At 42.5% G+C, this 25,730-nt stretch carries 24 protein-coding genes, 2 rRNA genes and 1 riboswitch (1 of these 27 cut by a window edge); of the genes, 18 read left to right on the plus strand and 8 right to left on the minus strand.

Annotated features, from left to right (window positions below):
- From L0Z67_RS03965 to ung, 13 genes are all read left to right on the plus strand, one after another.
- Nucleotides 1-2,832, plus strand: a 23S ribosomal RNA gene (locus tag L0Z67_RS03965); it begins 53 nt to the left of the window's first position.
- A gap of 121 nt (nt 2,833-2,953) precedes the next feature.
- Nucleotides 2,954-3,068: ribosomal RNA gene (rrf, locus tag L0Z67_RS03970) — 5S ribosomal RNA — on the plus strand.
- 721 nt (nt 3,069-3,789) lie between these two features.
- A complete protein-coding gene (locus tag L0Z67_RS03975) occupies nt 3,790-4,218 on the plus strand; it encodes an FKBP-type peptidyl-prolyl cis-trans isomerase (protein WP_237114869.1) in 429 nt (142 codons plus the stop codon).
- Nucleotides 4,219-4,301: 83 nt separating this feature from the next.
- Complete coding sequence (locus L0Z67_RS03980) at nt 4,302-4,919, plus strand: histidine phosphatase family protein (RefSeq protein ID WP_062570224.1); 618 nt, start codon at nt 4,302-4,304, stop codon at nt 4,917-4,919.
- A gap of 12 nt (nt 4,920-4,931) precedes the next feature.
- Nucleotides 4,932-5,071: riboswitch (cobalamin riboswitch) on the plus strand.
- Between the two features lie 80 nt (nt 5,072-5,151).
- A complete protein-coding gene (locus L0Z67_RS03985; protein WP_237114870.1) occupies nt 5,152-5,982 on the plus strand; it encodes an ABC transporter ATP-binding protein in 831 nt (276 codons plus the stop codon).
- Complete coding sequence (locus L0Z67_RS03990) at nt 5,975-6,964, plus strand: iron ABC transporter permease (protein WP_237114871.1); 990 nt, start codon at nt 5,975-5,977, stop codon at nt 6,962-6,964. The genes L0Z67_RS03985 and L0Z67_RS03990 overlap by 8 nt, the downstream gene beginning before the upstream one ends.
- 3 nt (nt 6,965-6,967) lie before the next feature.
- Nucleotides 6,968-8,029, plus strand: a complete 1,062-nt coding sequence (gene cobT / locus L0Z67_RS03995; protein WP_193988399.1) for a nicotinate-nucleotide--dimethylbenzimidazole phosphoribosyltransferase — start codon at nt 6,968-6,970, stop codon at nt 8,027-8,029.
- 1 nt (nt 8,030) lies between these two features.
- Nucleotides 8,031-8,837, plus strand: a complete 807-nt coding sequence (locus L0Z67_RS04000; RefSeq protein WP_237114873.1) for an adenosylcobinamide-GDP ribazoletransferase — start codon at nt 8,031-8,033, stop codon at nt 8,835-8,837.
- On the plus strand, nt 8,834-9,364 hold the full coding sequence (cobU, locus tag L0Z67_RS04005) for a bifunctional adenosylcobinamide kinase/adenosylcobinamide-phosphate guanylyltransferase (protein ID WP_062570228.1): 531 nt from the start codon (nt 8,834-8,836) through the stop codon (nt 9,362-9,364). Before L0Z67_RS04000 ends, cobU begins: the two co-directional genes overlap by 4 nt.
- Nucleotides 9,361-10,845, plus strand: coding sequence for a cobyric acid synthase (locus tag L0Z67_RS04010; protein WP_062570229.1), 1,485 nt, complete (start codon nt 9,361-9,363; stop codon nt 10,843-10,845). Before cobU ends, L0Z67_RS04010 begins: the two co-directional genes overlap by 4 nt.
- Before the next feature lie 9 nt (nt 10,846-10,854).
- Nucleotides 10,855-11,454, plus strand: coding sequence for a cob(I)yrinic acid a,c-diamide adenosyltransferase (cobO, locus tag L0Z67_RS04015; protein WP_062570230.1), 600 nt, complete (start codon nt 10,855-10,857; stop codon nt 11,452-11,454).
- Nucleotide 11,455: 1 nt separating this feature from the next.
- Nucleotides 11,456-12,313: a cobalamin-binding protein gene (locus L0Z67_RS04020; protein WP_193988404.1), complete on the plus strand. Its 858-nt coding sequence runs from the start codon at nt 11,456-11,458 to the stop codon at nt 12,311-12,313.
- On the plus strand, nt 12,310-12,984 hold the full coding sequence (gene ung / locus L0Z67_RS04025; protein ID WP_062570232.1) for a uracil-DNA glycosylase: 675 nt from the start codon (nt 12,310-12,312) through the stop codon (nt 12,982-12,984). The genes L0Z67_RS04020 and ung overlap by 4 nt, the downstream gene beginning before the upstream one ends.
- Before the next feature lie 34 nt (nt 12,985-13,018).
- On the opposite strand, the gene L0Z67_RS04030 is transcribed toward ung, so the two are convergent.
- Together L0Z67_RS04030 and tal are read right to left on the minus strand one after the other, a co-directional pair.
- Complete coding sequence (locus L0Z67_RS04030; RefSeq protein WP_062570233.1) at nt 13,019-13,210, minus strand: DUF3545 family protein; 192 nt, start codon at nt 13,208-13,210, stop codon at nt 13,019-13,021.
- Between the two features lie 187 nt (nt 13,211-13,397).
- Nucleotides 13,398-14,348, minus strand: coding sequence for a transaldolase (tal, locus tag L0Z67_RS04035; RefSeq protein ID WP_405128467.1), 951 nt, complete (start codon nt 14,346-14,348; stop codon nt 13,398-13,400).
- Between the two features lie 221 nt (nt 14,349-14,569).
- On the opposite strand from tal, the gene yaaA reads away from it, so the two are divergent.
- Together yaaA and L0Z67_RS04045 are read left to right on the plus strand one after the other, a co-directional pair.
- A complete protein-coding gene (yaaA, locus tag L0Z67_RS04040) occupies nt 14,570-15,349 on the plus strand; it encodes a peroxide stress protein YaaA (protein WP_062570235.1) in 780 nt (259 codons plus the stop codon).
- A gap of 128 nt (nt 15,350-15,477) precedes the next feature.
- Nucleotides 15,478-16,413, plus strand: a complete 936-nt coding sequence (locus L0Z67_RS04045; protein WP_193988406.1) for a mechanosensitive ion channel family protein — start codon at nt 15,478-15,480, stop codon at nt 16,411-16,413.
- A 90-nt stretch (nt 16,414-16,503) separates the two neighbouring features.
- On the opposite strand, the gene L0Z67_RS04050 is transcribed toward L0Z67_RS04045, so the two are convergent.
- From L0Z67_RS04050 to L0Z67_RS04075, 6 genes are all read right to left on the minus strand, one after another.
- Nucleotides 16,504-17,298 carry a DUF3800 domain-containing protein gene (locus L0Z67_RS04050; protein WP_237114875.1) on the minus strand — a complete coding sequence of 265 codons (795 nt, stop codon included), beginning with the start codon at nt 17,296-17,298 and terminating at the stop codon, nt 16,504-16,506.
- Nucleotides 17,299-17,584: 286 nt separating this feature from the next.
- Nucleotides 17,585-18,814, minus strand: a complete 1,230-nt coding sequence (gene serA / locus L0Z67_RS04055; RefSeq protein ID WP_062570242.1) for a phosphoglycerate dehydrogenase — start codon at nt 18,812-18,814, stop codon at nt 17,585-17,587.
- Between the two features lie 14 nt (nt 18,815-18,828).
- Nucleotides 18,829-19,482: a ribose-5-phosphate isomerase RpiA gene (rpiA, locus tag L0Z67_RS04060; RefSeq protein WP_062570243.1), complete on the minus strand. Its 654-nt coding sequence runs from the start codon at nt 19,480-19,482 to the stop codon at nt 18,829-18,831.
- A gap of 54 nt (nt 19,483-19,536) precedes the next feature.
- Nucleotides 19,537-20,133: a 5-formyltetrahydrofolate cyclo-ligase gene (locus tag L0Z67_RS04065; protein ID WP_062570244.1), complete on the minus strand. Its 597-nt coding sequence runs from the start codon at nt 20,131-20,133 to the stop codon at nt 19,537-19,539.
- A gap of 13 nt (nt 20,134-20,146) precedes the next feature.
- Complete coding sequence (locus L0Z67_RS04070) at nt 20,147-20,710, minus strand: hypothetical protein (protein WP_062570245.1); 564 nt, start codon at nt 20,708-20,710, stop codon at nt 20,147-20,149.
- 116 nt (nt 20,711-20,826) lie between these two features.
- Nucleotides 20,827-22,344: a S10 family peptidase gene (locus L0Z67_RS04075; RefSeq protein WP_062570246.1), complete on the minus strand. Its 1,518-nt coding sequence runs from the start codon at nt 22,342-22,344 to the stop codon at nt 20,827-20,829.
- Between the two features lie 241 nt (nt 22,345-22,585).
- Here L0Z67_RS04075 and L0Z67_RS04080 point away from each other — a divergent pair, with 241 nt between their 5' ends.
- From L0Z67_RS04080 to L0Z67_RS04090, 3 genes are all read left to right on the plus strand, one after another.
- Complete coding sequence (locus tag L0Z67_RS04080; RefSeq protein ID WP_062570247.1) at nt 22,586-23,815, plus strand: response regulator; 1,230 nt, start codon at nt 22,586-22,588, stop codon at nt 23,813-23,815.
- Nucleotides 23,816-24,146: 331 nt separating this feature from the next.
- Nucleotides 24,147-24,485, plus strand: a complete 339-nt coding sequence (locus L0Z67_RS04085; RefSeq protein ID WP_054554260.1) for a P-II family nitrogen regulator — start codon at nt 24,147-24,149, stop codon at nt 24,483-24,485.
- A 9-nt stretch (nt 24,486-24,494) separates the two neighbouring features.
- Nucleotides 24,495-25,724 carry an ammonium transporter gene (locus tag L0Z67_RS04090; protein ID WP_193988411.1) on the plus strand — a complete coding sequence of 410 codons (1,230 nt, stop codon included), beginning with the start codon at nt 24,495-24,497 and terminating at the stop codon, nt 25,722-25,724.
- Nucleotides 25,725-25,730: the final 6 nt, after the last annotated feature.

The raw sequence follows: 25,730 nt of genomic DNA on the forward strand, positions 1-25,730 counted from the left end.
GGACGTATTAACTTGCGATAAGCCTAGTCAAGCTAGTAAAAAGCGCTTGAGACTAGGATTTCCGAATGGGGAAACCCACCTGCTTGCAGGTATCTTGCACTGAATACATAGGTGTAAGAGGCGAACGCGGAGAACTGAAACATCTAAGTACCCGTAGGAACAGAAATCAACCGAGATTCCGGAAGTAGCGGCGAGCGAAACCGGACCAGCCCTTAAGCTTATTTTGTGTTAGTGAAACATTCTGGAAAGTTTGACGATACAGGGTGATAGTCCCGTACACGAAAATGCAATCTAAGTGAAATCGAGTAGGTCGGAGCACGTGAAACTTTGACTGAATATAGGTGGACCATCATCTAAGGCTAAATACTCCCAACTGACCGATAGTGAACCAGTACCGTGAGGGAAAGGCGAAAAGAACCCCTGTGAGGGGAGTGAAATAGAACCTGAAACCGTGTACGTACAAGCAGTAGGAGCATACTTGTTATGTGACTGCGTACCTTTTGTATAATGGGTCAGCGACTTATATTTTGTAGCGAGGTTAACCGATTAGGGTAGCCGTAGTGAAAGCGAGCGTTAACTGCGCGTTGAGTTGCAAGGTATAGACCCGAAACCCGGTGATCTAGCCATGGGCAGGTTGAAGGTTGAGTAACATCAACTGGAGGACCGAACCCACTAACGTTGAAAAGTTAGGGGATGACCTGTGGCTAGGAGTGAAAGGCTAATCAAACCGGGAGATAGCTGGTTCTCCCCGAAATCTATTTAGGTAGAGCCTCGGACGAATACTTACGGGGGTAGAGCACTGTTAAGGCTAGGGGGTCATCCCGACTTACCAACCCTTTGCAAACTCCGAATACCGTAAAGTACTATCCGGGAGACACACGGCGGGTGCTAACGTCCGTCGTGAAGAGGGAAACAACCCAGACCGCCAGCTAAGGTCCCAAAGTCATAGTTAAGTGGGAAACGATGTGGAAAGGCCCAGACAGCCAGGAGGTTGGCTTAGAAGCAGCCATCCTTTAAAGAAAGCGTAATAGCTCACTGGTCGAGTCGGTCTGCGCGGAAGATGTAACGGGGCTAAACTATGCACCGAAGCTGCGGATTCAAACTTTGTTTGAGTGGTAGGGGAGCGTTCTGTAAGCCGTTGAAGGTGTACCGGGAGGTATGCTGGAGGTATCAGAAGTGCGAATGCTGACATGAGTAACGATAATGCGGGTGAAAAACCCGCACGCCGGAAGACCAAGGGTTCCTATCCCATGTTAATCAGGGTAGGGTAAGTCGACCCCTAAGGCGAGGCCGAAAGGCGTAGTCGATGGGAAACGGGTTAATATTCCCGTACTTGGTATAATTGCGATGGGGGGACGGAGCAGGCTAAACAAGCATGGCGTTGGTTGTCCATGTGAAAGTGAGTAGGTTGAGAGTTTAGGAAAATCCGGACTCTTAAGACTGAGACACGAGACGAGCACCCAAGGGTGTGAAGTTGTTGATGCCATACTTCCAGGAAAAGCCTCTAAGCTTCAGATTATACCGAATCGTACCCCAAACCGACACAGGTGGTCAGGTAGAGAATACTAAGGCGCTTGAGAGAACTCGGGTGAAGGAACTAGGCAAAATCGTACCGTAACTTCGGGAGAAGGTACGCTCCTATCTGTGATGAGACTTGCTCTCTAAGCGGACGGGAGCCGCAGTGACCAGGTGGCTGGGACTGTTTATTAAAAACACAGCACTGTGCAAAATCGCAAGATGACGTATACGGTGTGACACCTGCCCGGTGCCGGAAGGTTAATTGATGGGGTTAGTTTTCGGACGAAGCTCTTGATCGAAGCCCCGGTAAACGGCGGCCGTAACTATAACGGTCCTAAGGTAGCGAAATTCCTTGTCGGGTAAGTTCCGACCTGCACGAATGGTGTAACCATGGCCACGCTGTCTCCACCCGAGACTCAGTGAAATTGAAATCGCAGTGAAGATGCTGTGTACCCGCGGCTAGACGGAAAGACCCCGTGAACCTTTACTACAGCTTGGCACTGAACATTGAACCTACATGTGTAGGATAGGTGGGAGGCTTTGAAGCAGAGACGCTAGTCTTTGTGGAGCCGTCCTTGAAATACCACCCTTGTAGTTTTGATGTTCTAACGTTGGTCCCTGATCGGGATTACGGACAGTGCCTGGTGGGTAGTTTGACTGGGGCGGTCTCCTCCCAAAGAGTAACGGAGGAGCACGAAGGTTGGCTAAGTACGGTCGGACATCGTACGGTTAGTGTAATGGTAGAAGCCAGCTTAACTGCGAGACAGACACGTCGAGCAGGTACGAAAGTAGGTCATAGTGATCCGGTGGTTCTGAATGGAAGGGCCATCGCTCAACGGATAAAAGGTACTCCGGGGATAACAGGCTGATACCGCCCAAGAGTTCATATCGACGGCGGTGTTTGGCACCTCGATGTCGGCTCATCACATCCTGGGGCTGAAGTCGGTCCCAAGGGTATGGCTGTTCGCCATTTAAAGTGGTACGCGAGCTGGGTTTAGAACGTCGTGAGACAGTTCGGTCCCTATCTGCCGTGGGCGTTTGAGAATTGAGAGGGGTTGCTCCTAGTACGAGAGGACCGGAGTGAACGAACCGCTGGTGTTCGGGTTGTCATGCCAATGGCACTGCCCGGTAGCTACGTTCGGAACTGATAAGCGCTGAAAGCATCTAAGCGCGAAGCAGGCCTCGAGATGAGTTCTCACTAGACTTTTAAAGTCTCTGAAGGGCCGTTGAAGACTACAACGTTGATAGGCAGGGTGTGGAAGTGGTGTGAGCCATTAAGCTAACCTGTACTAATTACCCGTGAGGCTTAACCATACAACGCCAAACGCGTTTTGTGGCAGCGTAACAGACAGAAGTTAGTATACTAAAGTAGATTTACGATTATCAGATTTCCGAATTTTAGTTAATTGCTAAGGCGATTAACAAACAGAATACGCTTGGTGACAATAGCGTTTTGGACCCACCTGACCCCATGCCGAACTCAGTAGTGAAACGAAACAGCGCCGATGATAGTGTGGCATTTGCCATGTGAAAGTAGGACATCGCCAGGCTCCTAATTAGAGAAACCCGATTCGAAAGAGTCGGGTTTTTTGTTGCCTGTAGAAAATAAAACACCCAACCAAGACCCTACTACTTCTATCCTTGTAGGCATAGTGTGGCATTCGCCATGTGAAAGTAGGACATCCTACTGCGTAGCGCACCATGGCTCCTAATTAGAGAAACCCGATTCGAAAGAGTCGGGTTTTTTGTTGCCTGTAGAAAATAAAACACCCAACCAAGACCCTACTACTTCTATCCTTGTAGGCATAGTGTGGCATTCGCCATGTGAAAGTAGGACATCCTACTGCGTAGCGCACCATGGCTCCTAATTAGAGAAACCCGATTCGAAAGAGTCGGGTTTTTTGTTGCCTGTAGAAAAATAAAACACCCAACCAAGACCCTACTACTTCTATCCTTGTAGGCATAGTGTGGCACTCGCCATGTGAAAGTAGGACATCCTACTGCGTAGCGCACCATGGCTCCAATTAGAGAAACCCGTTACAGCAATGCAACGGGTTTTTTCGTATGTGGCGAGATTTTATATCGCGTGATAGACTTTTGGCCGCAGGCTATCAGCCGAAACACAGAGACATTAAGTGTCAGCTGACCTGTGTGGGTGTTAGGTGCTGAGTCTCTCAGCACTTGCCCTGCTCATTCTTCACACCTCCACTTGCTTCAGTTACGTTGTTATGCGATAAAGCGTTTATATTTGTAATACAATTTAGGTTTGCTGTGTCTCGTAAGAAAACTACTAAGTCAAAAGGCTCCTCAGGTTTAAACCGTAAAAATAGTGAAGCATTCATCGTTAAGTTCTCATCTCATCCAGATACGCATCAGTGCCCATCGGGTTTAATGTATAAAGTGATTGATGATGTTGAGGGGGATCGCATAACGGAGTTTGATACTGTGGTGATTAATCAGCGCATTATGCTTGCTGATGGCAGTGTGATTGCCGATAGTTACAAAGCGGGTATGCCAGAGGTGTTCGCTTTATCTGAAGCAATTGAAGGATTAAAAGAAGGCTTGTTGCTAATGAATATTGGTTCTCGCTATGAATTTGTGGTCCCCCCAGAGCTTGCTTGGGGTAAAAAAGGTAACGGTGGCAAGATTGGCGCAAACGCAGTGCTGCATTTTGATGTTCGATTAATGCGTTTAGCTTAACTCTCTTCGCATGAGTTCCTTAGCATAAGTCGACAGTGTATTTAAAACGCGTTAACGTTGACTATTGGTTACTGAGGAATATTATGGACGCATTTACTTCACGAGTTTACTTTCTTCGCCATGGCGAGATAGCTACGCTAGGCATTCTTGCTGGGCAAATCGATATTGTTTTATCTGAGCAAGGCCTTGAACAAATGCGCCAAGCCTCTGCTGAGCTTATAAATTTAAATGCCATATATAGCTCACCGCTAAAACGTTGCTCAGTCCATGCAGATTATTTAGCCAACCAACATAACTTGAATGTACAGTACAATAACGCGCTGAAAGAGTTTAATTTCGGTGATTGGGACGGCCAAGACTATCAGCAACTTTGGCAGCAAACTAGTAAACCTCATATCGGTGATTTTTGGCAGCATCCTTGGCAAGTAAAAGTACCTAATGGTGAGTCTATGGCAGACTTTTATGCACGAGTAGAGGCATGGTGGCAAACGTTTTTACAATCATTGTGCGAATCTAAGCATGAACAGTCATTGGTAATTAGTCACGCAGGTGTGATTAAACAAATCCTTGCTATTGTTTGCCTGATGCCAAAACAATCAGCTACGCATTTAAATGTTTTCCATCTCCCTTATGCAGGGCTAATTACACTCGATGTATATATAGATGAACAAGGGCAAGCTTGGCCAAAAATTGTTTTTTAGCCATCTAGAGCGATATTCATTGAATTATTTACTTAGCCCGCCATAATACTCATATGCTATGGAATGGAGTGAAATTCTCCAGCTGTTCCCGCAACTGTAATCCATATAAATATATGGTCAGCCAGATACTTAGTACTAACAATTAATCATCGAGCGGGTCAACTCACGTCATTTTCTGGTACTTAGCAGTACTTTCTTGTGCGTTGTGCTTACTCGCCAAGAGAGAAAAAGCTTGCAACAAAATAGCCTTAGCGCTGCGCCATTGATATCAGTGTCTGATTTAAGTTGGGGTACTGCGAATAAAACCATACTTGAATCAATTAACCTTGAGTTAAAGGCAGGGCAGTTTATAGGTTTACTCGGCCCTAATGGGGCTGGTAAATCAAGCCTGCTGCGTTGTCTTTATCGTTACTTGAAACCTCAGCAAGGAGCTGTGCTGCTAAGCGGTCAAGATATCTGGCAAATCAGTGCTGATGAGTATGCAAAGCAGGTTGCTGTGGTTTTACAAGAATCACCATCGCAGTTTAATTTGTCTTTATTCGATGTGGTGAGTTTAGGCTTAACACCTCATAAGCGACTTTTTAGCGGTACGTCTGCCAATGATAAGCAACGAATATATCAAGCGATAGAGCAGGTTGGTTTATCTCATCATAGTGAACAAGCATTTGATTCGCTTTCAGGCGGCGAAAAGCAAAGAGCGCTCATTGCACGCTCTATTGTACAGCAGCCTAAGTTGCTCATCATGGATGAGCCAACCAGCCATCTTGATGTTAAATACCAAATTCAAATAATGGAATTAGCGAAGTCACTCGATGTAACTGTGCTTGCCTCTTTCCATGATCTAAATCTCGCAGCGAGTTTATGTGATGAGCTACTGGTGATTGATGAAGGTCGCTTGGTTTGTCAGGGGCAACCAAAAGCGGTGCTAACAGAGCAGCTGTTGAGCGATGTATTTGGCGTCTGTGCAGCGGTATCTGCTCATCCGCAATCAAGCACTGATAAGTTTATTCCGCATATAACTTATTTCTATGGTTATCAGACACAGGAGCATCAACATGACTGATGCAATGCGTTTAAGTATATGTGTTGTCGTTGGACTTATTAGTTGTTTTTTAGCACTGAGCTTTGGTGCTGCAAATACACCGCTGAGTGAGGTTTTCAATGGCTTGTTTAGCCAAGGTAGTGATGAATTTGTGCAGCGCATTATTTGGCAGTTGCGTATGCCAAGAACAGTGCTGGCATTTTTAGCGGGATCTGGACTTGCTCTCGCGGGATTAATTTTGCAGACCGTAACCCGAAACCCACTTGCTGATCCTTACTTGTTTGGTATTTCTTCCGGGGCTTCATTTGGTGTGGTGTGCTTTATAGCCCTAACAGGTGTGAGTTTTGGCTTTAGTATGTCAGTTGCAGCATTTGCCGGAAGCTTACTTTCTATGCTGTTGCTTATTGTTATTGCAGGGCGTCGCCATGTTGGCCAAGTTGAAGCCATGTTACTTGCTGGTGTTGCTCTATCTTTTTTATTTAGTGCTCTGACTAGTCTGCTGCTTTATTTTAGCGATCCTCAAGCCATAACCGCTATTTTGTTTTGGACGATGGGCAGTTTTTCTCGTGCCCAGTGGGACACTCTTTGGTTGCCATTTGCCGTTATTATTGCCTGCATGACGCTGATGATTGCATTTCGTCGTCAGCTCAATGCAATGCTGCTTGGTGATGAAAGTGCTGCGACCTTGGGGATTCATGTACAGCGCTTTCGAATCATGATGCTGCTGCTAAGCTCATTAATTACAGCAGTGCTTGTTGCCATGTGTGGGGGCGTTGGTTTTGTCGGCCTGATGATCCCACATATTGTGCGCTACTTTTCACCGCAAGGCAGCAGCCATAACTTAGTTATGACATCCTTGGTCGGTGGTATTTTTATGGTGTGGGTAGATGTGTTATGCCGAACCCTATTGAATAACCAAGAACTACCCGTTGGTGTGATCACAGCCGCTATCGGTAGCGTGTTCTTTTTATTTTTACTTTACTTTCGTAAACAGAGCAGGTAGCTGATGTTTAATATCATGCCAATTAACCAGCAATTTTCAGCTGTTATTCAACAAAAAATAGACCTTAAAACAAAGCCGCTTGGTGCCTTAGGTCAGCTTGAGAATTGTGCTAAACAATTAACGCTTATTTTTTCAAAGCAGCTTGATAGTGAGCAGGCACTAGTTGCCTTTAAACCGGTTATTTCAAACCCCTCTTTGGTTGTATTTGCAGGCGACCATGGTGTGGCAAGCCAAGGGGTGTCAATTGCTCCTAGCAGTGTTACATCACAAATGGTGGCAAACTTTGCAGCAGGAGGTGCAGCGATCAATGTTTTTTGTCGCCAGCTTGGCTGGCAGCTAGAAGTTGTTGATGCTGGAACACTCACTACGGCACACGATAAAAGTGTGCATAACCAGCGTTTAGGTGAAATCACTGCACCACTGCATACTGAAATGGCTATGTCACTTAATCAGGTTGAAAAAGGGTTTGAATTAGCCAAGCAGCGAGTTCATTCACTCTATGAGCAAGGCTGCAATACCATCGCCTTTGGTGAGATGGGCATTGGCAATACCACAAGTGCTGCAGCACTAATGGCTGCTTTGTTGTCTTTACCTGCCAGCCAATGTGTTGGTAAAGGCACTGGTGTGAGTGACGAGGTTATTGCTAAAAAAATCAAGGTTGTTGAGCAAGCCCTTCAATTACATCAAGCCCATTTTGACGACCCTTTAATGACGCTAGCGGCATTAGGTGGGTTTGAAATTGTACAGATCACCGGTGCCATTTTAGCTGCTGCTGAGCTTGGTATGGCTGTGATCGTTGATGGCTTTATTTGTACCGCAGCGGCGCTTGTTGCAACTCGTATTAATGCAAACGCTCGTGATTACATGTTATTTGCCCATGTCTCTGATGAGCAAGGACACAAAATAATGCTCAATGCCTTGCATGCATCACCTTTATTACAGCTCGATTTACGTTTAGGAGAGGGCACTGGGGCTGCGCTTGCCTTACCTTTACTGCAAGCATCTTTGGCGTTTTACAATGACATGGCAAGTTTTGCCGATGCTAATGTTGAGCAAGTAGTTTGATATGAGCGTTGAACATCACACTTCAAACACGACCCCAAGCCAGCTTCAGTTATTTTTGCTGGCGCTTAGTTTTCTAACGCGTATCCCCGTTAAATTAAACTTTGAGGTATCGAGCACGGCACTCAATCAGGCCAGCCGTTATTTTGCATTAGTTGGAGTGTTATTAGGTGTACTTTTAGCGCTGAGCTTTTTACTGCTAAGTTGGTTATTCCCTGTAGCCATTGCAGTCGCGTTAGTTATGGCGTTTAGCTTGGTAATCACAGGGGCCTTTCATGAAGATGGTCTAGCTGATGTGTGGGATGGCTTTGGTGGCGGTTGGCACGTTGTAGATAAGCTGAGCATTATGAAAGATAGTCGCTTAGGTACCTATGGTGCTGCGGCGTTAATGATGGCCTTATTAATTAAGTACCAAACACTCGTCGCACTTAGTGAAGTAACCAGTACTCTGATTATTGCACTTGTTTTAGGGCAAAGCTTAAGCCGTGTTGTCGCAACAAGTTTAATTGCAGACATGGACTATGTAAGTCAGGACGCCACATCTAAAGTAAAACCAATAGCGATACATTTAAGCACGCAAAGTTATCAAATACTGCTAGCAACGGGCGGTGCGGTGTTAGCAATTGCATGGTTGTTTTTTGGCTACACTCTAGGGCAAATATTAATACTCGTCAGTGTGCTTTTTGTTACTCGTTTACTATTAAAGCGCTGGTTTGAAAAACAGTTATCTGGCTATACCGGTGATTGCTTAGGAGCAGCTCAGCAAGTGTCAGAGCTTGCTACCTACCTTTGCTTGGTGAGTTTATTATGAGCCAACAACATACTTTAATTTTAGGTGGTGCGCGCAGCGGTAAAAGCCGTTTTGCTGAGCAGCAGGCAATAAATTCAAACAAGCCGCTTATCTACATTGCCACAGCAAATGCAGGTGATGAAGAAATGACAGCCCGAATTAATAGGCATCAAGCAGAGCGTGCTAAGCATTGGCAACTTGTTGAAGAGCCTTTGTATTTAGCCAAAGCATTACAACAGTATAGCCAAGCTGAAAACTGTATTTTAGTGGACTGTTTAACCCTGTGGTTGAGTAATTGCTTATGCCAGCATGGTGAAACATTTTGGCTTGAGCAAAAAGCGGCCTTACTTGATGTGCAAGCAAAATTGCTTGGTGAAGTGATTTTTGTTAGTAACGAAGTAGGTCATGGTATTGTGCCGCTCGGTGAATTAAGTCGTCAGTTTGTTGATCATTCTGGCTGGTTGCATCAAGCCTTAGCACAGCAAGTTACACGTGTTGAGTTTGTGATTGCAGGCCTTGCACAAACCTTAAAAAGTGAAAAATCATGAAAACAATAATGGTGCAAGGCACGACCTCAGATGCAGGTAAAAGTACTCTTGTCGCAGCACTTTGCCGAATCTTTGCTGAGCGAGGCGTTAAGGTTGCGCCCCTTAAGCCACAAAATATGGCATTAAATAGCGCTGTAACCGCCGATGGTGGCGAGATAGGTCGAGCACAAGCTCTACAAGCTATAGCAGCAAAAGTGCCCGCAGAAGTCGATTTTAACCCTATCTTATTAAAACCTAACAGCGATACCGGGGCGCAGGTCATTGTTCATGGTAAAGCGCTGTCGAATATGGAAGCGGGCAGTTATCATGACTACAAAAAAGTGGCGATGGATGCGGTTCTTACTTCGCAGCAGCGCTTAAGTGAGCGTTTTGAATTACTTATTGTTGAAGGAGCAGGGAGCCCTGCAGAAATTAATCTGCGTGAAAATGATATTGCCAATATGGGCTACGCCGAGGCGGTAGATTGCCCAGTGATCATTATTGCCGATATCGACAAAGGTGGTGTGTTTGCCCATTTAGTCGGTACATTAGCGTTATTATCAGAATCAGAGCAAGCGCGAGTAAAAGGCTTTGTGATTAATCGTTTTCGGGGTGATATTGCGTTATTGCAAGGTGGCCTTGATTGGTTAGAGCAATACACCAATAAGCCAGTGCTTGGGGTGTTACCTTATTTACATGACTTAGCACTAGATGCTGAAGATGCCGTTGCTATAACTAATCAGGTCGATAAACCGCAATTACGCATAGCAGTGCCGTTACTCCCTCATATTAGTAATCACACAGATTTTGATGCTTTGCGATTACAACCCGAAATCGATTTACAGTATGTACGTCATACTCAGGCTATTCCAAGTGTTGATCTGATTATTATTCCGGGTAGTAAAAATGTACTTAGCGACTTAGCGTTTTTAAAAAATGAAGGTTGGCATAAACAAATAACACGTCATCTACGCTATGGTGGCAAAGTGCTCGGAGTATGTGGTGGGCTGCAGATGTTAGGTAACTACCTTGCTGATCCACATGCTGTTGAATCTAATTTAGGTAGCGCAGAAGGACTAAGGCTTGCTGACTTTGAAACCCAATTAGGGCAACAAAAAGTACTAAGCCAAGTCTCTGGCACTCTTCATTTAAACAATAGCAATAAAGCAATTTCAGGTTATGAAATTCACGCAGGGATAAGCCAAGGGCCGGCATTTGAAAAGCCATTTTTGAGTTTTAATAATCACCCAAGTGGATTCAAAGTAGATGGCTTTATTAGTAATGATAACCAAATAGCAGGTACTTACTTACATGGCTTGTTCGATACCCCTGAGGGCGTATCTGAGCTAATAACTTGGCTTGCACCAAATAGCCAAATAAATCCCATTGATATTAATTTAAACCGTGAACAGCAGTTAAGCCGTTTAGCAAACGTGGTAGCAGAGAATCTCGATATTGAACAAATCATCAATATTTATGAGAATTTCAATTTAGAGGCATAAGGAACAATAATGAGCGAACAGAATCAAGATAAGCACCAACAACGCCAGCAAAAAGTTAAAGAAAAAGTCGACGAACGGATTGCTGCTGCACAAAAAGAACAGGGTATTTTTCAGGTTATAACTGGCAATGGCAAGGGTAAATCGACTTCTGGGTTTGGTACTGTTGCACGTGCGGTTGGTCACGGAATGAAAGCGGCTGTGTGTCAGTTTATTAAAGGGACTTGGGAGTGCGGTGAGCGTAACCTATTGGAAAAAGCAGGGGTTGAATTTGTTATTATGAACACCGGTTTTACTTGGGAAACACAAAACAAAGAGTCAGATACCGCTGCTGCGCAGGTGACATGGCAAGAAGCAAAAAGAATGCTGAAGGATGACTCGATTAACCTCGTTATGCTAGACGAAATAACCTACATGATCACCTACGGCTATATTGATTTAGATGAAGTGCTAGAGGCAATTGGCTCTCGCCCTGCTATGCAATCGGTGATTATTACTGGGCGTGGAGCGCACCGAAAATTGACCGACTTAGCTGATACAGTCAGTGAAGTCAAAAATGTAAAACACGCTTTTGATGCAGGAATAAAAGCGCAAAAAGGGTTCGATTATTAACATGAAGGCCATCAAGTTTGCACTCTTAGGTGTTTTATTTTATTTACCAGCATTGGCTCAGGCTCATGAAATAAAACAGCCTCAGCGTATTGTTGCTTTAGCACCGCATATCGTTGAAAACCTATTTGCGATTGGTGCAGGAGAGCGCATTGTTGGTACCGTTGATTATGCAGACTTCCCTCAGCAAGCGAATGATATCGAACGGGTAGGCGGTTATTACGGCATCAACATGGAAAAACTGTTGTCGTTAAAACCAGACCTTGTTTTGGCTTGGAAAACGGGCAACAAAGCCGACGATCTTGCTTACATTGAAAAATTAGGCATTCCGGTAGCGTACAGCAACCCAAATCAGGTTGATAATGTTGCTGATGAACTACGTAAACTAGGCACGCTTACGCATTTGCAAACAAAGGCAAATAAAGTGGCTAAAGAGTTTGAAGCTAAGCTGAGTGCTATTCGTGCAGCCCAAGAGGGTAAAACGACCGTTTCGGTGTTTTATCAATTATGGCCAGAGCCGATGATGACAGTTGGCGGAAATACTTGGATCAATCAGCTATTAACCATTTGTCATGCGGATAATGTGTTTGCTAATAGCGATACAGACTACCCGCGCATTAGTATTGAAAATGTATTGGTAGCAGAGCCAGAAGTCATCATTATCCCAGATGAAAAATCGAAAAAGCCTCAGCCTAAAATTGATTGGCGACAATGGCCAGAAATGCCAGCGGTGCAGCATAACCAGTTTATTAGTGTGAATGCAGATTTATTGCACCGCTTTACAACCCGCATGCTTGATGGTTTGACTGATATGTGTGGTAAAATAGACGTTTCTCGTCAGCAAATACAGGCTTCAAAATGAACGATTGGCAAACACTTCTAGATACCGAGCTTGCTAAACCCTACATGCAAGAAACCTTGCAATATGTGGCAGATAGACGTGCAGCAGGCGTTAGCGTTTATCCAAAAGATGAACAGGTATTTTCAGCTTTTGATGCCACACCATTAAGTGAAATCAAAGTGGTTATTTTAGGGCAAGATCCTTACCACGGAGAAGGCCAAGCCCATGGTTTGTGCTTTTCTGTATTGCCTGAAGTTAAAAAGTTACCTCCCTCTTTGAAAAATATGTATAAAGAGTTGGCAACCGATATTGATGGTTTTGAAGTACCTCACCATGGCTATTTGCAAAGTTGGGCCGAGCAAGGTGTGTTTTTACTTAACACCGTACTGACGGTCGAGCAAGGGCAGGCTCATTCTCATAAGCACCTTGGCTGGGAGCAATTTACCGATGCAGTGATTGCGTTTATCAATCAGCATTGTGAGGGGGTGGTGTTTATATTATGGGGCGCACATGCTCAGAAAAAAGGTAAACATATTGATACCTCGCGTCATCATGTGATTCAAGGTCCGCATCCATCACCGCTTTCTGCTCACCGTGGCTTTTTTGGTTGTCAGCACTTTTCAAAAGCAAACCAGCTACTTAGCGATCAAAATAAAACGCCAGTAAATTGGTCTTTACCACAAATTCTATAACAGAAATGCAAAAGGCCCAATTGGGCCTTTGAATTTACAAAAAGTCTAGCTCATCAATAGCAATACTGTCTGTAAAGTAGTCTAACTCCTGTAGTTCTTTGCGTAATCTATGCTTATCTTTTAACGCTTCGATTTCACGCCATTTTCTCTTTTTATTTTTTGTAGAGGTCTTTCTTGTTTTATTAGGACCTTCTAATATTTCTAAAATATCGTCTAGGCTATCCATGAACTTCTCCTATTGATTTTTTGAACCTCGGAAATACCTATACCACAGGCTGCTTAAAAATAGAATAAAAAAGTGACAATACTGTTACAGAACTGTGATTGATAGATGAATAGATCAATGATTTAGTTATTTTAGAAACAAAAACGCCACCGAGCGGTGGCGTTTCAAAAAAATGCTGTTGTGCAAATTACATCGCTTTAAAGCGAGCTTCTAATTCAATTTGAGCTTGAGCGAACGAGCGGATACCTTCAGCTAGTTTCTCTGTTGCCATAGCATCTTGGTTGTATAACCAACGGAACTGGCTTTCAGTTAGCGGTGCTGGTTTTTCTTCAACAGTAAAGTCGCTCTCTAGTAAGTACTCTTGTGCATCAGTTAATTGGCCTAACTCTTCTAAAAGAGCAGGGCTAATCGTTAACTTATCACAGCCTGTAAGCGCGATGATCTCGCCTGTGTTACGGAAGCTTGCGCCCATAACAACCGTTTTGTAACCGTGGCGTTTGTAGAATTCGTAAATACTACGTACTGATTGCACACCAGGATCGTTTAGCGGATCAGTTGGTTTTTCCATGCCATTAGCAACGTGCCAATCTAGAATACGGCCAACGAATGGTGAAATTAAAAATACATTTGCATCGGCACATGCGCGGGCTTGTGCTTCAGAGAATAACAGCGTTAAGTTACACTTAGTGCCTTCTTTTTCAAGCTGTTCTGCGGCTTTGATACCTTCCCACGTTGATGCAACTTTGATTAGAATTTTATCTTTGCTCACGCCTTCTTTTTCGTAAAGGCTCAGTAAAGTGTGAGCTTTGTCGATAGTCGCTTGGGTATCAAATGATAAACGAGCGTCTACTTCTGTTGAGATATAGCCCGGTACGATTTCGCTAATTTCTTTACCGATTAATACAGCGAAGTAATCACATGCTAACTCAAGTTGTTTAGCTGCATCTTGCTCGGTCTCTTTAGCGTATTGCCACGCTTTATCTAAATAAGGCTTATACGCTTCAATTTCACTGGCTTTTAAAAGTAAAGATGGGTTTGTTGTTGCATCTTCTGGTTGGTGCTTTTTGATAGCTTCGATATCACCTGTATCTGCAACAATAGATGAATGCTGTTTAAGCCTTTGTAGTGCTGAAGTCATTTGCTTTCCTCATTCCAAGCAAGTTAAAAGAAAATCCATTATAGCGGCCTTAATACTGCAACACTATGACAGTGTTTAATAGGTTATATGTCCTTAATTTAGAAAACCAAGGCATTAGGTGTAAAAATGCAGTGTATCAAGGCAGGATGAAACAAAACGTGCATTTTGATTCAATTAATGTTGAAATTGACATCAAACAAATTACAAGTCAATAGCTAACTATGATCACTGTTATTTCACCAGCAAAAAATTTAGATTACGAAACACCAGCCACGACCGATAAATTCACTCAACCTGAATTACTCGAGCACAGCGAAGAGTTAATGTCAGTTTGCCGTGATTTAACACCTGCGCAAATTGGTAGCTTGATGAAAATCAGCGATAAACTAGCTGGTTTAAACGCAGCACGATTCGCAGAGTGGTCACAGCCCTTTACTACCGATAACGCAAAACAAGCGGTGCTGGCTTTTAATGGTGATGTGTATGGTGGTTTAGATGCAGCAACATTGACGAGTTCAGAGCTAGATTATGCACAATCTCACTTACGTATTTTGTCTGGTCTTTACGGTGTGCTGAAGCCACTTGATTTAATGCAAGCTTATCGCCTTGAGATGGGCACCAAGCTTGAAAATCCACGTGGTAAAAACCTCTATGAATTTTGGGGCAGCGTGATTGCCGAAAAGCTTAATACTGTGCTTGCTGAGCAAGATAGCAAGTATTTAGTTAATCTTGCTTCTAATGAGTATTTTAAAGCGGTTGATAAAAAAGCCTTAAATGCACAAATTATCACGCCACACTTTAAGGACTGTAAAAACGGCCAATATAAAGTGATCAGCTTTTATGCGAAAAAGGCCCGCGGCATGATGGCGCGTTACATCATTGAAAATAAAGTTACCCAATTGAGTGATTTAAAAGATTTCACCGTTGCAGGTTATTACTTCAGCAGCGATGCAACAGCAAAAGAATTAGAGCCCGTTTTCTTACGCGAAGAGCAGAACTAATTTTTAGTAAAATGAATTAGAAGAGCCGTGCTAAGCACGGCTTTTTTATGGTTTTAATATACTAAATTAGAAATGGCGTTCATTTTGCTAAATACTTTGTTGAGCAATTAATTCAACAAGGTATAAAAATGTTAAAAATTCCGTCAGTAAGTGAAGCTGAAAAGCTGATAGAAGAAAAACTCGGTGGCTGGGTTGATATCATCATAAGCCATATTCCAAACTTTATTGTCGCAGTAATAATCACTATCGTGTTTTCATTGCTGGCGCGTATTGTTGGTTCAATGCTCAGAAAGCTATTACGCCGCTCGCTAGAGTCTTCGCAAATAGCCGATTTAATGTCGTCGATAGTAAAAGTCATCGTGTTATGTGTAGGCTTATTTGTAGCCCTTGATTTCTTGGGGCTTAGAGGTACTGTCACCTCATTACTCGCGGGTGCGGGTATAGTTGGCCTTGCCATTGGTTTTGCCTTTCAGGATATGACAGAGAACCTTATAGCAGGTATTGCTATGGGTATTCGCAAACCATTTAAAACAGGTGATGTAATTCGCACCGAAAGTGTGTTTGGTACCGTCAAGGCGATTAACCTTAGAAACACTCTTATCGAAAACTTTTATGGGCAACTTATCTTGGTGCCTAATAAGATTCTGTTTAGAAATATACTCAGCAATTACAGTACATTAGGTGTGCGTCGTATTGAAGTGCCTGTGGGTATTTCGTATGCTGACGACCCAGAGCAAGCCGCTGAGGTAATTGTTAAAAAAATCAATGAGTTTGATTTTGTCATTAAACAAGAAGAAACCGCTGTGTACGCCGAAAGCTTTGGTGATAGCAGCGTTAACTTATTGGTTTGGTTTTGGATTAAATACCCAGGCGAAGCAGATTTCATGACCGTTCGTCACAAGGCAGTTGTGGCAGTCAGAAGCGCGCTGAGCGAAGCTGACATGACCATCCCATTCCCAATCCGCACGTTAGATTTTGGTATCAAAGGCGGCGAGAAGTTAAACGCCATGATAAGCGAAAAACACCAAGATAAAGATGCAGAATCTCAAGCGACTGATGAGTAAAATTTACTGACTCATCGGCGTGATTTACACAGGGAAGTGTGGTTGTGGGGGAGTTTATTCGCAAAGAAAGTGATTAGTAATAAAGTAAAATTATTTGTTAATTCTCATATAATACTCAAACTCCTCTCTACTTATATTAGTTATTGAAAAGTTTGGTATAACTTGCTTTGTTGCAGGAATAGCTCTCGTTTCCAGAGGGAAGTGCCAAATATTAAAGTCATTGTTCGGCATTGTATCGTATGCTAGAGAATCCCAACCTAGAAGACTTGCCATTTTACTTATAGCTATTTTCTTAGCTAGCTGCATTTGTGCCGAAGGATTAAAAAACAATTGATAACTGCTGTTAACTGCACCAGTTAATATATCTACTGTTTGTAAGCCCCAGTGATATTTAGAATCTTCCATTGCAACATGATGTACTTTTGAACATGTTGGCAGCTTCGCTAACATATGATTTGTTACTATCTGCATTACTTCATTTTGTTTTGAATAAGAGCTAGATTTTTGATCTGCAAAGACAGTTATTTTTGCATTTTTCGAACGGCTACTCTCACGTATGAGGAAATCATAAGTTGTGTAAAAAGCTGTCTCCTCATTGCTATGCCACTTTCTATAAGGTTGTTTATGTACTGCTATAGCATGAAATGAAACAGGACTAGTTAATATGAATCTCAATATATCTATACATAAATTTATCTGACCAGCACTTTTCCTAACTTTTTCCCATTTTATTTCACCTTGTAGACCACTATTATCGTAAATGTCAGAAATCTTTTGATTGAATGCAGCGAAGTAGTGCTTGGGAATAGCAATTATACCTATCGTGTAGCAGGGACATCCTTTTGAGGTGCCACTTTCATCGGCAAATGCAAATATTTCATCCATGACTCAAATTCCTTTTGACTCTCAATAATTTGGTTGTTTATAAATTGCACAAATAAATAATAAAAACATTTTTAACAAATTAACTAAGGAAATACTACCGGAAAGTTATCTTCAGTAGCTGATGTTCACGCGAAATAAATTTCACGCCTACGGTGAGGTATTTTTGACTTAGCGATCAAGCTTGATGCTGGTGGCTTTCGCTTTGCTTAGAGCAACCTACAAAGTTACAACAAAAAAGCGCAAGCAGTTTAACTGGTTGCGCTTTTTAATCTCGATATGCGAATGATTAGTGGAGGATACGTGCTCTGATTGTACCTTCAACGGCACTTAGTTCTTTAAGGGCTACTTCAGAGTGATCGGTATCTACATCGATGACCACGTAACCAATCGCTTCGTCAGTTTGTAAGTACTGGGCAGCGATATTAATACCGTGCTGTGCAAACGCTTGGTTAATTTGCGTTAGAACACCTGGGCGGTTGTGGTGTACGTGTAATAGGCGGCTACGGTTTGCAAGCTCAGGCAGTGATACTTCAGGGAAGTTAACCGCAGTAATGGTTGAACCATTATCAGAGTATTTAGCGAGTTTACCTGCTACTTCAATACCGATATTTTCTTGCGCTTCTTGTGTTGAACCACCAATATGTGGAGTCAAAATTACGTTATCGAACTCGCGCAGTGGTGATACAAATTCTTCATCATTTGATTTTGGTTCGACAGGGAACACGTCGATTGCTGCGCCGCTTAGCTTTTTATCACGTAGTGATTCTGCTAGTGCATCGATATCAACAACCGTACCGCGAGACGCATTGATCAAGATGGCGCCTTGCTTCATTACTTCAAGCTCAGCCATACCAATTAGGTTCTTCGTTTGCGGTGTTTCTGGTACGTGTAAGCTAATAACGTCAGCACGTTGTAGTAACTGAGTAAGGTTATGAACTTGTGTTGCATTACCCAGTGTTAGCTTGTCTTCAATATCGTAAAACTCAACGTTCATACCGATATTTTCAGCCATGATCCCTAGCTGTGTACCGATGTGGCCGTAACCAATAATACCTAACGTTTTACCACGCGCTTCAAATGAACCGTTGGCAGATTTTAACCAACCGCCACGGTGCGCGAGAGCATTACGCGCTGGAATACCACGAAGTAATAATAAGATTTCACCAAGTACTAATTCTGCTACAGAGCGGGTGTTCGAGAATGGTGCGTTAAATACCGCAATACCACGTTCACGAGCACCTTGCAGGTCGACTTGGTTAGTACCGATACAGAAGCAGCCGATTGCGACTAGCTTTTCAGCTGCTTCTAATACCGCTTCATTAATATGAGTGCGAGAACGAAGGCCTACAAAGTGCACATCTTTAATGCGCTCAATGAGCTCGTCTTCAGGTAAGGATGTTTTTACGTAATCAATATTACTGTAGCCATTACGCTTAAGCGTTTCTACAGCACTTTGGTGCACGCCTTCCAGCAAGAGAATTTTAATTTTGTCTTTTGCTAACGATACCTTACTCATATCCTCATTCCTATTTACTTGATTTGCGGCCCATTTTTGGTGCCGATAATGACTTTATCTGCACCGCGATGGGCAAATAAGCCGTTTGTTACTACACCCACAATCTGGTTGATTGTTAGTTCTAATTCTTTGGCATTGCTGATATCTAAATTGTGTACGTCTAAAATAACGTTACCGTTATCTGTTACAACACCTTCACGGTAAACGGGGTCACCACCTAGTTTTACGAGTTCACGAGCTACATAGCTGCGTGCCATCGGGATCACTTCAACCGGCAGTGGAAAAGCCCCTAATGTTGCAACTTCTTTAGATTCGTCAACAATACAAACAAATTGTTTTGCGACTGCTGAAACGATTTTTTCACGTGTCAGCGCTGCACCACCGCCTTTGATCATTTCGTTGTGTGGGTTGATTTCGTCTGCACCATCAACATACACATCAAGACTTGATACCTCGTTAAGCTCGAATACTTCAATACCCAGTGCTTTTAGCTTTTCAGTTGAAGCCTCAGAGCTTGAAACCGCACCAACAAGGGTGTCTTTTACGGTACCCAGTGCATCAATAAAATGATTGACTGTTGAGCCTGTACCTACACCCACTATGGTGTTTTCATTTACAAACTCGAGTGCTGCCCAGGCAGCGGCTTTTTTTAATTCATCTTGCGTCATAATTATGTGCTCAGTTAGCTGTCAGAGAGGGCCCATAGTATACAAATAGTTTGCTTACCATTGGTAGATTTTCTCTGGGGTTATAATATGTTTTAACGGTACATCCCACGATTCAATCGGCAATGCTGAAACATGCTGACATTGATGGGCAAGGCCTATCAAAATCGGTTTTTGCCAGTTTTCTTGGTAATACCGTGCCAACGTTTTGTCATAAAACCCACCGCCCATTCCTAAACGGTTACCTTGATCATCAAATGCCACTAATGGCATAAGTAAAATATCAAGCTTGTCTAAAGGACATATTTGACTGCAATTCAACTTGGGCTCCAAGATACCATAGCGGTTTGCTGTCATGGGTGAATTTTCTTCATACCTCTGAAAGTACAAAGTTGTACCATTGAAGGGGTGAATTATAGGCAGGTATAAATGCTGTTCTTGCATCCATAATTCTTTAATTAACAATGAGGTGTCTAATTCGCCATCATTACTGAAATAAATACCGATGTGGGCGTTTTTAGTGGTTTTTAGTGATTTTAAGTGTTGAGTAAAATTCACTTTCAGCGCAATTGCTGCATTTTTTTGTTGCTCAACAGTCAGTGAATTGCGCTTTTTTCGAATGGATTGTCTAATTTCTGCTCGCGTGTTGCTCATGTCAATATAGGTGTTAACTTTCTAAAAAAGAGAAAAACTCAGGAAAAAGCTCTACAACGCCAAGAATAGCTAGTAACAAAATCACCATGGCGATGAGTGAATAAAGTAATGTATTAGAGCGTTTTTTAACGGGCTCTGTTAACTCTTCTTCCAGCAGTAAGTCATCTTCTTGCCAGCTATCTTCGTTATCTTGTGGATTGGTACTCTCACTTTCAGGCAAACGCTGTTCTAGATCATCAAGCTTTTCTTCAAGGCGAATGAGGCTACTTGTAATGTAATCTAAGGCATCAAAAATGCGTTCATCACGTTGTTTAGCCTCAAGACTTGCATTCGTTTGTTGATTAACTTGGTTTTGATTTACTGGCTGGAGCTTAGCTTTAATCCCCACGCTTGCCAACAGCTTTGCTTGCTTTAATGCTTTTTCTTGTTCGCTAGGTGCAAAGAGTGGTTTATGTTCAAAAAGAGTGGCTACTTTATCTGTATTTGTTTTTAATTTTGCTGCAAGTTGCTCAGTAGCGTGTGCTTGATCAACACCGGCTTCTAGCCCTGCAAACATCACACGAAATTTTTCAGCCATGTTGTGATTATCCAATTCCTTAAATCAATGACTTGAGTATATACCCAAATAGATTAGTGGATAAACAAAAGCCCGTATAAAACGGGCTTTTTCTTTATAAATGAGTCATCGTCTAGTTAGTACTTAGCTGCTTTGCCTTCAGCTGGTAGTGATTTAAGGATAAACTCACGTAAATCATTATTTGATGATTCAAGATCAGCATGACGTAAATACATCATGTGGCCACTGCGGTAGCCTTTAAAGCTTAGGCGGTCTTTCATTTTGCCGCTTGGGTCTAATTGCCACATTGTGTATTTAGCATCAAAGTAATTGGTTGCACCATCGTAGTAACCTGATTGGATCATCACGTTTAAGTATGGGTTTTGCGCCATCGCTAAACGTAAATTTTCACCTGTGTTATTACCAGTACGATCCCAAGGGTGAACATTACCAAATAGGTTGTATTTGATATCTGTTTTGTAGTTAAGCTCTTCACGTAGGTAATAGTTAATTGCTGGCGTGAATGAATGTAACCATGAGGTAAGCTCTGCCCAGTAATCAGGTGACTCACCTGCATCACGTTTATCAATACCTAAATAACGAGAATCCAAGCGACCCACTGTTTGACCGCGCTCGCGTAATAGTTCTTTCCAGAAGAAATTAGTAGGAATATCAAGGTTGTTTTGTTCAACAAACTTTTCAGATAAGCCTGCGTATTTTGCTGCTTGCTTGATGATTGCGCGTTTTTCATCGGCAGCTAAGAAGCCACCTTTAGCTATCGCTGGTAAGAACTTATTAACGGTAAACTCTTCAACTTCAGGCAGTAACTCATCTAAGTCTTTTGCTTGTAAGTCTGCACTGAGGGCTTTGTGGTACCAAGCCGTTGCGGCAAAGTAAGGTAGGCGATTTGCTGCTTCTACCGGGCCTTCGCGTTTAATACCAATTTCAGTTGGTGATACTAAAATAACACCGTTGATATACATCCACTGGCGGTTTTGTAATTCGTGAGCAAGGCCTGAAACGCGAGTTGTACCATAGCTTTCACCAATTAAGAACTTAGGTGAGCGCCAACGCTCGTTGCGCGACACAAAGGTATTTAACCACTCAGCCAAATATTTGATGTCGGCGTTTACACCAAAAAACATTTTTTGTTGGTCAGCTTTACTTGGTAACTCTCCTTTATCGTTTTCAAGAACGCGAGAGTAACCCGTGTTTACTGGATTGATGTAAACAATATCAGCCACGTCTAAAATTGAATATGGATTATCTTTTACGCCATAGGGCTGAATTGGGTAGCCTTCGTCATCAATTTTTAATACACGTGGTCCAGTATAAGCAAGGTGCATCCACACTGACGCAGAGCCAGGGCCGCCATTAAACGAAAAAACCAGTGGACGTTTTGTTCTATCGTCTACTTTATCGCGGGTATAATAAGTATATTGCAGCGTTGCAACCGCATTACCTTGCTCATCCCAAACTGGTTGGGTACCTGTTGTTGCAGTATAAGAGAAGCGCTCACCGTTAATACGTGCTTTATGTTCTGTAACAACACTGCTGTCAACGTCTATGCGTCGTTCATTATCAGCAAAGCTGGGGGTGCTGAAGGTCAGTGTTAGGGCTGTTACTGACAAGCCAATAAAACTAACTAGTTTCATGTTGATTCCTTATTATTCGAGTTGCTGCTATTAAAGAGAAAAGCTCGCTTGAAGACAAACTATTGAGACTAGTGACCAATAATAGCTGTTAAATAGGAAGATTCTCTAAACTGCGTGGTTAATTACTAAAAAGTACTTTTTAATAAAGATATTTTGCTTAATCATTTAGCTAGATTAAAAAATAACGTATATTTGGCATGTTGGTAATTTGTGTACATCTGCATAGAAAAGAGAAGTTGCAATGCAAAGAGTGTTAGTTGTTGAAGACAGTAAAGTAGTACAGCAAGTGTTACGCCACTTATCTGCCCACTATTTAGATGTGGATGTCGACTTTGCTTGGTCTTTGCAAGAGGGCATAGATTTAATCGCTGAGCATGACTACACCCTCGCTTTAGTCGACTTAACACTGCCCGATGCGATGAACGGTGAAGTGGCTAAATACACCTTATCAAAGAATATTCCTACCGTTGTGTTAACGTCTAAAATTGATGAATACATTCGTCAACAAATGCTAGAACTTGGTGTGGTTGATTATGTTGTTAAAGATAATCGTGACTCATACCACTATGCTATTAAGCTTGTTGCACAACTACTTAGAAACCATGGTTCAAAGGCACTTGTTGCCGATGATTCGGTATTAAGTCGCACCTTGATGAAGCAAATGTTAGAAAAGCAGCTTTTTAATGTAAGTGATGCCCACGATGGTGAGCAAGCATTGCAAATGCTCAAAGATGACCCTGAAATTAAGCTTCTACTCACTGACTATGCAATGCCAACGATGGATGGCTTTGAGCTTGTTAAAGCGGTGCGTAATTTTCGAGGCCGTGATGACTTAGCTATTATAGGTTTATCAGGTGCAGGTAAGCACGGTTTGTCGGCACGTTTTATCAAGTACGGCGCAAATGACTTTTTGACTAAGCCATTTATGAATGAAGAGTTTCATTGCCGTGTAATGCAGACGATGGAACAGCTTGCCCTAATCGCAGACATTAAAGAAAGCGCATACCGGGATCACTTAACTGGGCTTCATAATCGCCGTTATTTTTATCAATACGCTGAGAAAATCCTAAAGAAAACTGAACAAAAGAATGTACTGGCATTACTCGATATTGATTTTTTCAAAACGATTAATGATCAGTTTGGTCACGAAGCGGGTGATCATGCATTAAAGCAAGTAACCACCTTTTTAAAAACCAAGTTCGACGACTTCACAATTGCTCGCATTGGTGGGGAAGAATTTGCAGTTGTGTTAGACAACATGGACCTTGAAAAAGCAGAAGCAAGGTTAAATAGTTTCAGGGAACAACTTGCGGAGCACCAGTTTTCAATTAATGGCGAACCTTATTCACTCACCATGAGTATTGGCATGACCGCATTTCAACATGTCTCACTCACAGCCGCAATGCGCTTAGCTGATAAAGCTTTATATCAAGCTAAACAGCAACAACGTAACTGCGTGGTCCGTTTATAGTATCAATACGCAATAATACTTAATTATTTAAGGGATTAAAGCTGTTGCTAGCCGATTGAAAAATAATTGCTTTACTACTTCATGGATGCAAAGCAATTACCAAGTATAACTAAGTAACGAGATTTTTGCTTTGCTATAATCAAGGTTTAATTGCTTGAATTGCACCAGTGCTGGTTAATTGTTAAAAAAATGCACCCTTGTGGTGCATTTTTTTTGTTTGTAAGTGACTAATTGTATTTAACCAGTTGAAAATAAATAATAAAAAATAGTGGCACAAAGGTTGGATTGTTAAAGCCAACAGGATAACAATAAGCGTCCGAAGGGGGCCACTATGAAAATGATTAGTGCAATAATAAAGCCATTCAAACTTGATGATGTGCGTGAAGCACTGGCTGATTTAGGCATTGAGGGGATGACAGTTGTCGACGTTAAAGGCTTTGGCCGCCAACGTGGTCATACTGAGCTATACCGTGGAGCTGAATACCAAGTCGATTTTATTCCAAAAATCAAACTTGAAATTGCAACTCGTAGCGAAAATTGTCAACGCGTTGTTGAAACCATCACGAAAATTGCTTCAACAGGCAAAATTGGTGACGGCAAAATTTTTGTTTACGACCTAGACCAAATCGTCCGTATTCGTACCGGCGAACTTGATGAAGAAGCAATTTAAGGGGGATTTATGGAAAACACGATTGTAGAGTTGAAGTTCTCACTCGACACTTTTTACTTTTTGATGTCGGGTGTTTTAGTCATGTGGATGGCTGCCGGTTTTGCGATGCTTGAGGCGGGTTTAGTTCGTGCAAAAAATACAACAGAAATACTCACTAAAAACGTAGCACTTTTCTCGATCGCCTGCACCATGTTCTTACTTGTGGGTTATAACATCATGTATGTTGATAACACAGAAGGCGGTTTTGTTCCTTCTTTTGGTGCGTTAATTGGTACGCAAGCAGCTGATGCAAATCACTCATTAGAGTCTGATTTCTTCTTCCAAGTTGTATTTGTAGCTACGGCTATGTCTATTGTATCTGGTGCTGTTGCTGAGCGTATGAAGTTATGGGCATTTTTGATCTTTACTGTTGTTATGACAGGTTTTATTTACCCGATTGAAGGCTATTGGACTTGGGGCGCAGGCTTTTTATCTGAAATGGGCTTTGTTGACTTTGCAGGTTCTGCAATTGTTCACGGGGCAGGTGCTGCGGCAGCGCTAGCAGGTGTACTTTTCCTTGGTGCTCGTAAAGGTAAATACGGTAAAAACGGTGAAATTTATCCAATTCCTGGTTCTAACTTACCACTTGCCACACTAGGCACATTAATCCTTTGGATGGGGTGGTTTGGCTTTAACGGTGGTTCACAGCTGCTTGTTTCTGACGCTGAAAATGCAACAGCAGTGGGTAAAATCTTCTTAAACACTAACGCAGCAGCGGCATGTGGTGCTATTGCAGCACTGTTCGTATGTAAAGTGCTTTGGGGGAAAGCTGATTTAACTATGGTACTAAACGGTGCGTTAGCAGGCCTTGTCACTATTACGGCTGAGCCAGCATCACCCACACCATTACTTGCTTGTCTTTTAGGTCTACTCGGCGGTTCACTGGTTGTATTTAGTATTGTTGCACTTGATAAAGCAAAAATCGATGACCCTGTCGGTGCGATTTCTGTACACGGTGTATGTGGTGCATTAGGCATTATGCTAGTACCACTTTCAAACTCAGATGCAACCTTCGTTAATCAATTAATTGGCTTAGTGTGTATCTTAGGATTTGTGTTTATCGCGTCATCAATTGTATGGGCAATTCTGAAAAATACCATGGGTATCCGTGTTACCGAAGAAGAAGAATTAAACGGTATGGATCAACATGACTGTGGTATTGATGCTTACCCTGAGTTTGTATCAGTTCGCAGTAACTAATTTTAG

The organism is Pseudoalteromonas sp. PB2-1 (assembly GCF_045040605.1).
Taxonomy (GTDB): domain Bacteria; phylum Pseudomonadota; class Gammaproteobacteria; order Enterobacterales; family Alteromonadaceae; genus Pseudoalteromonas; species Pseudoalteromonas arabiensis.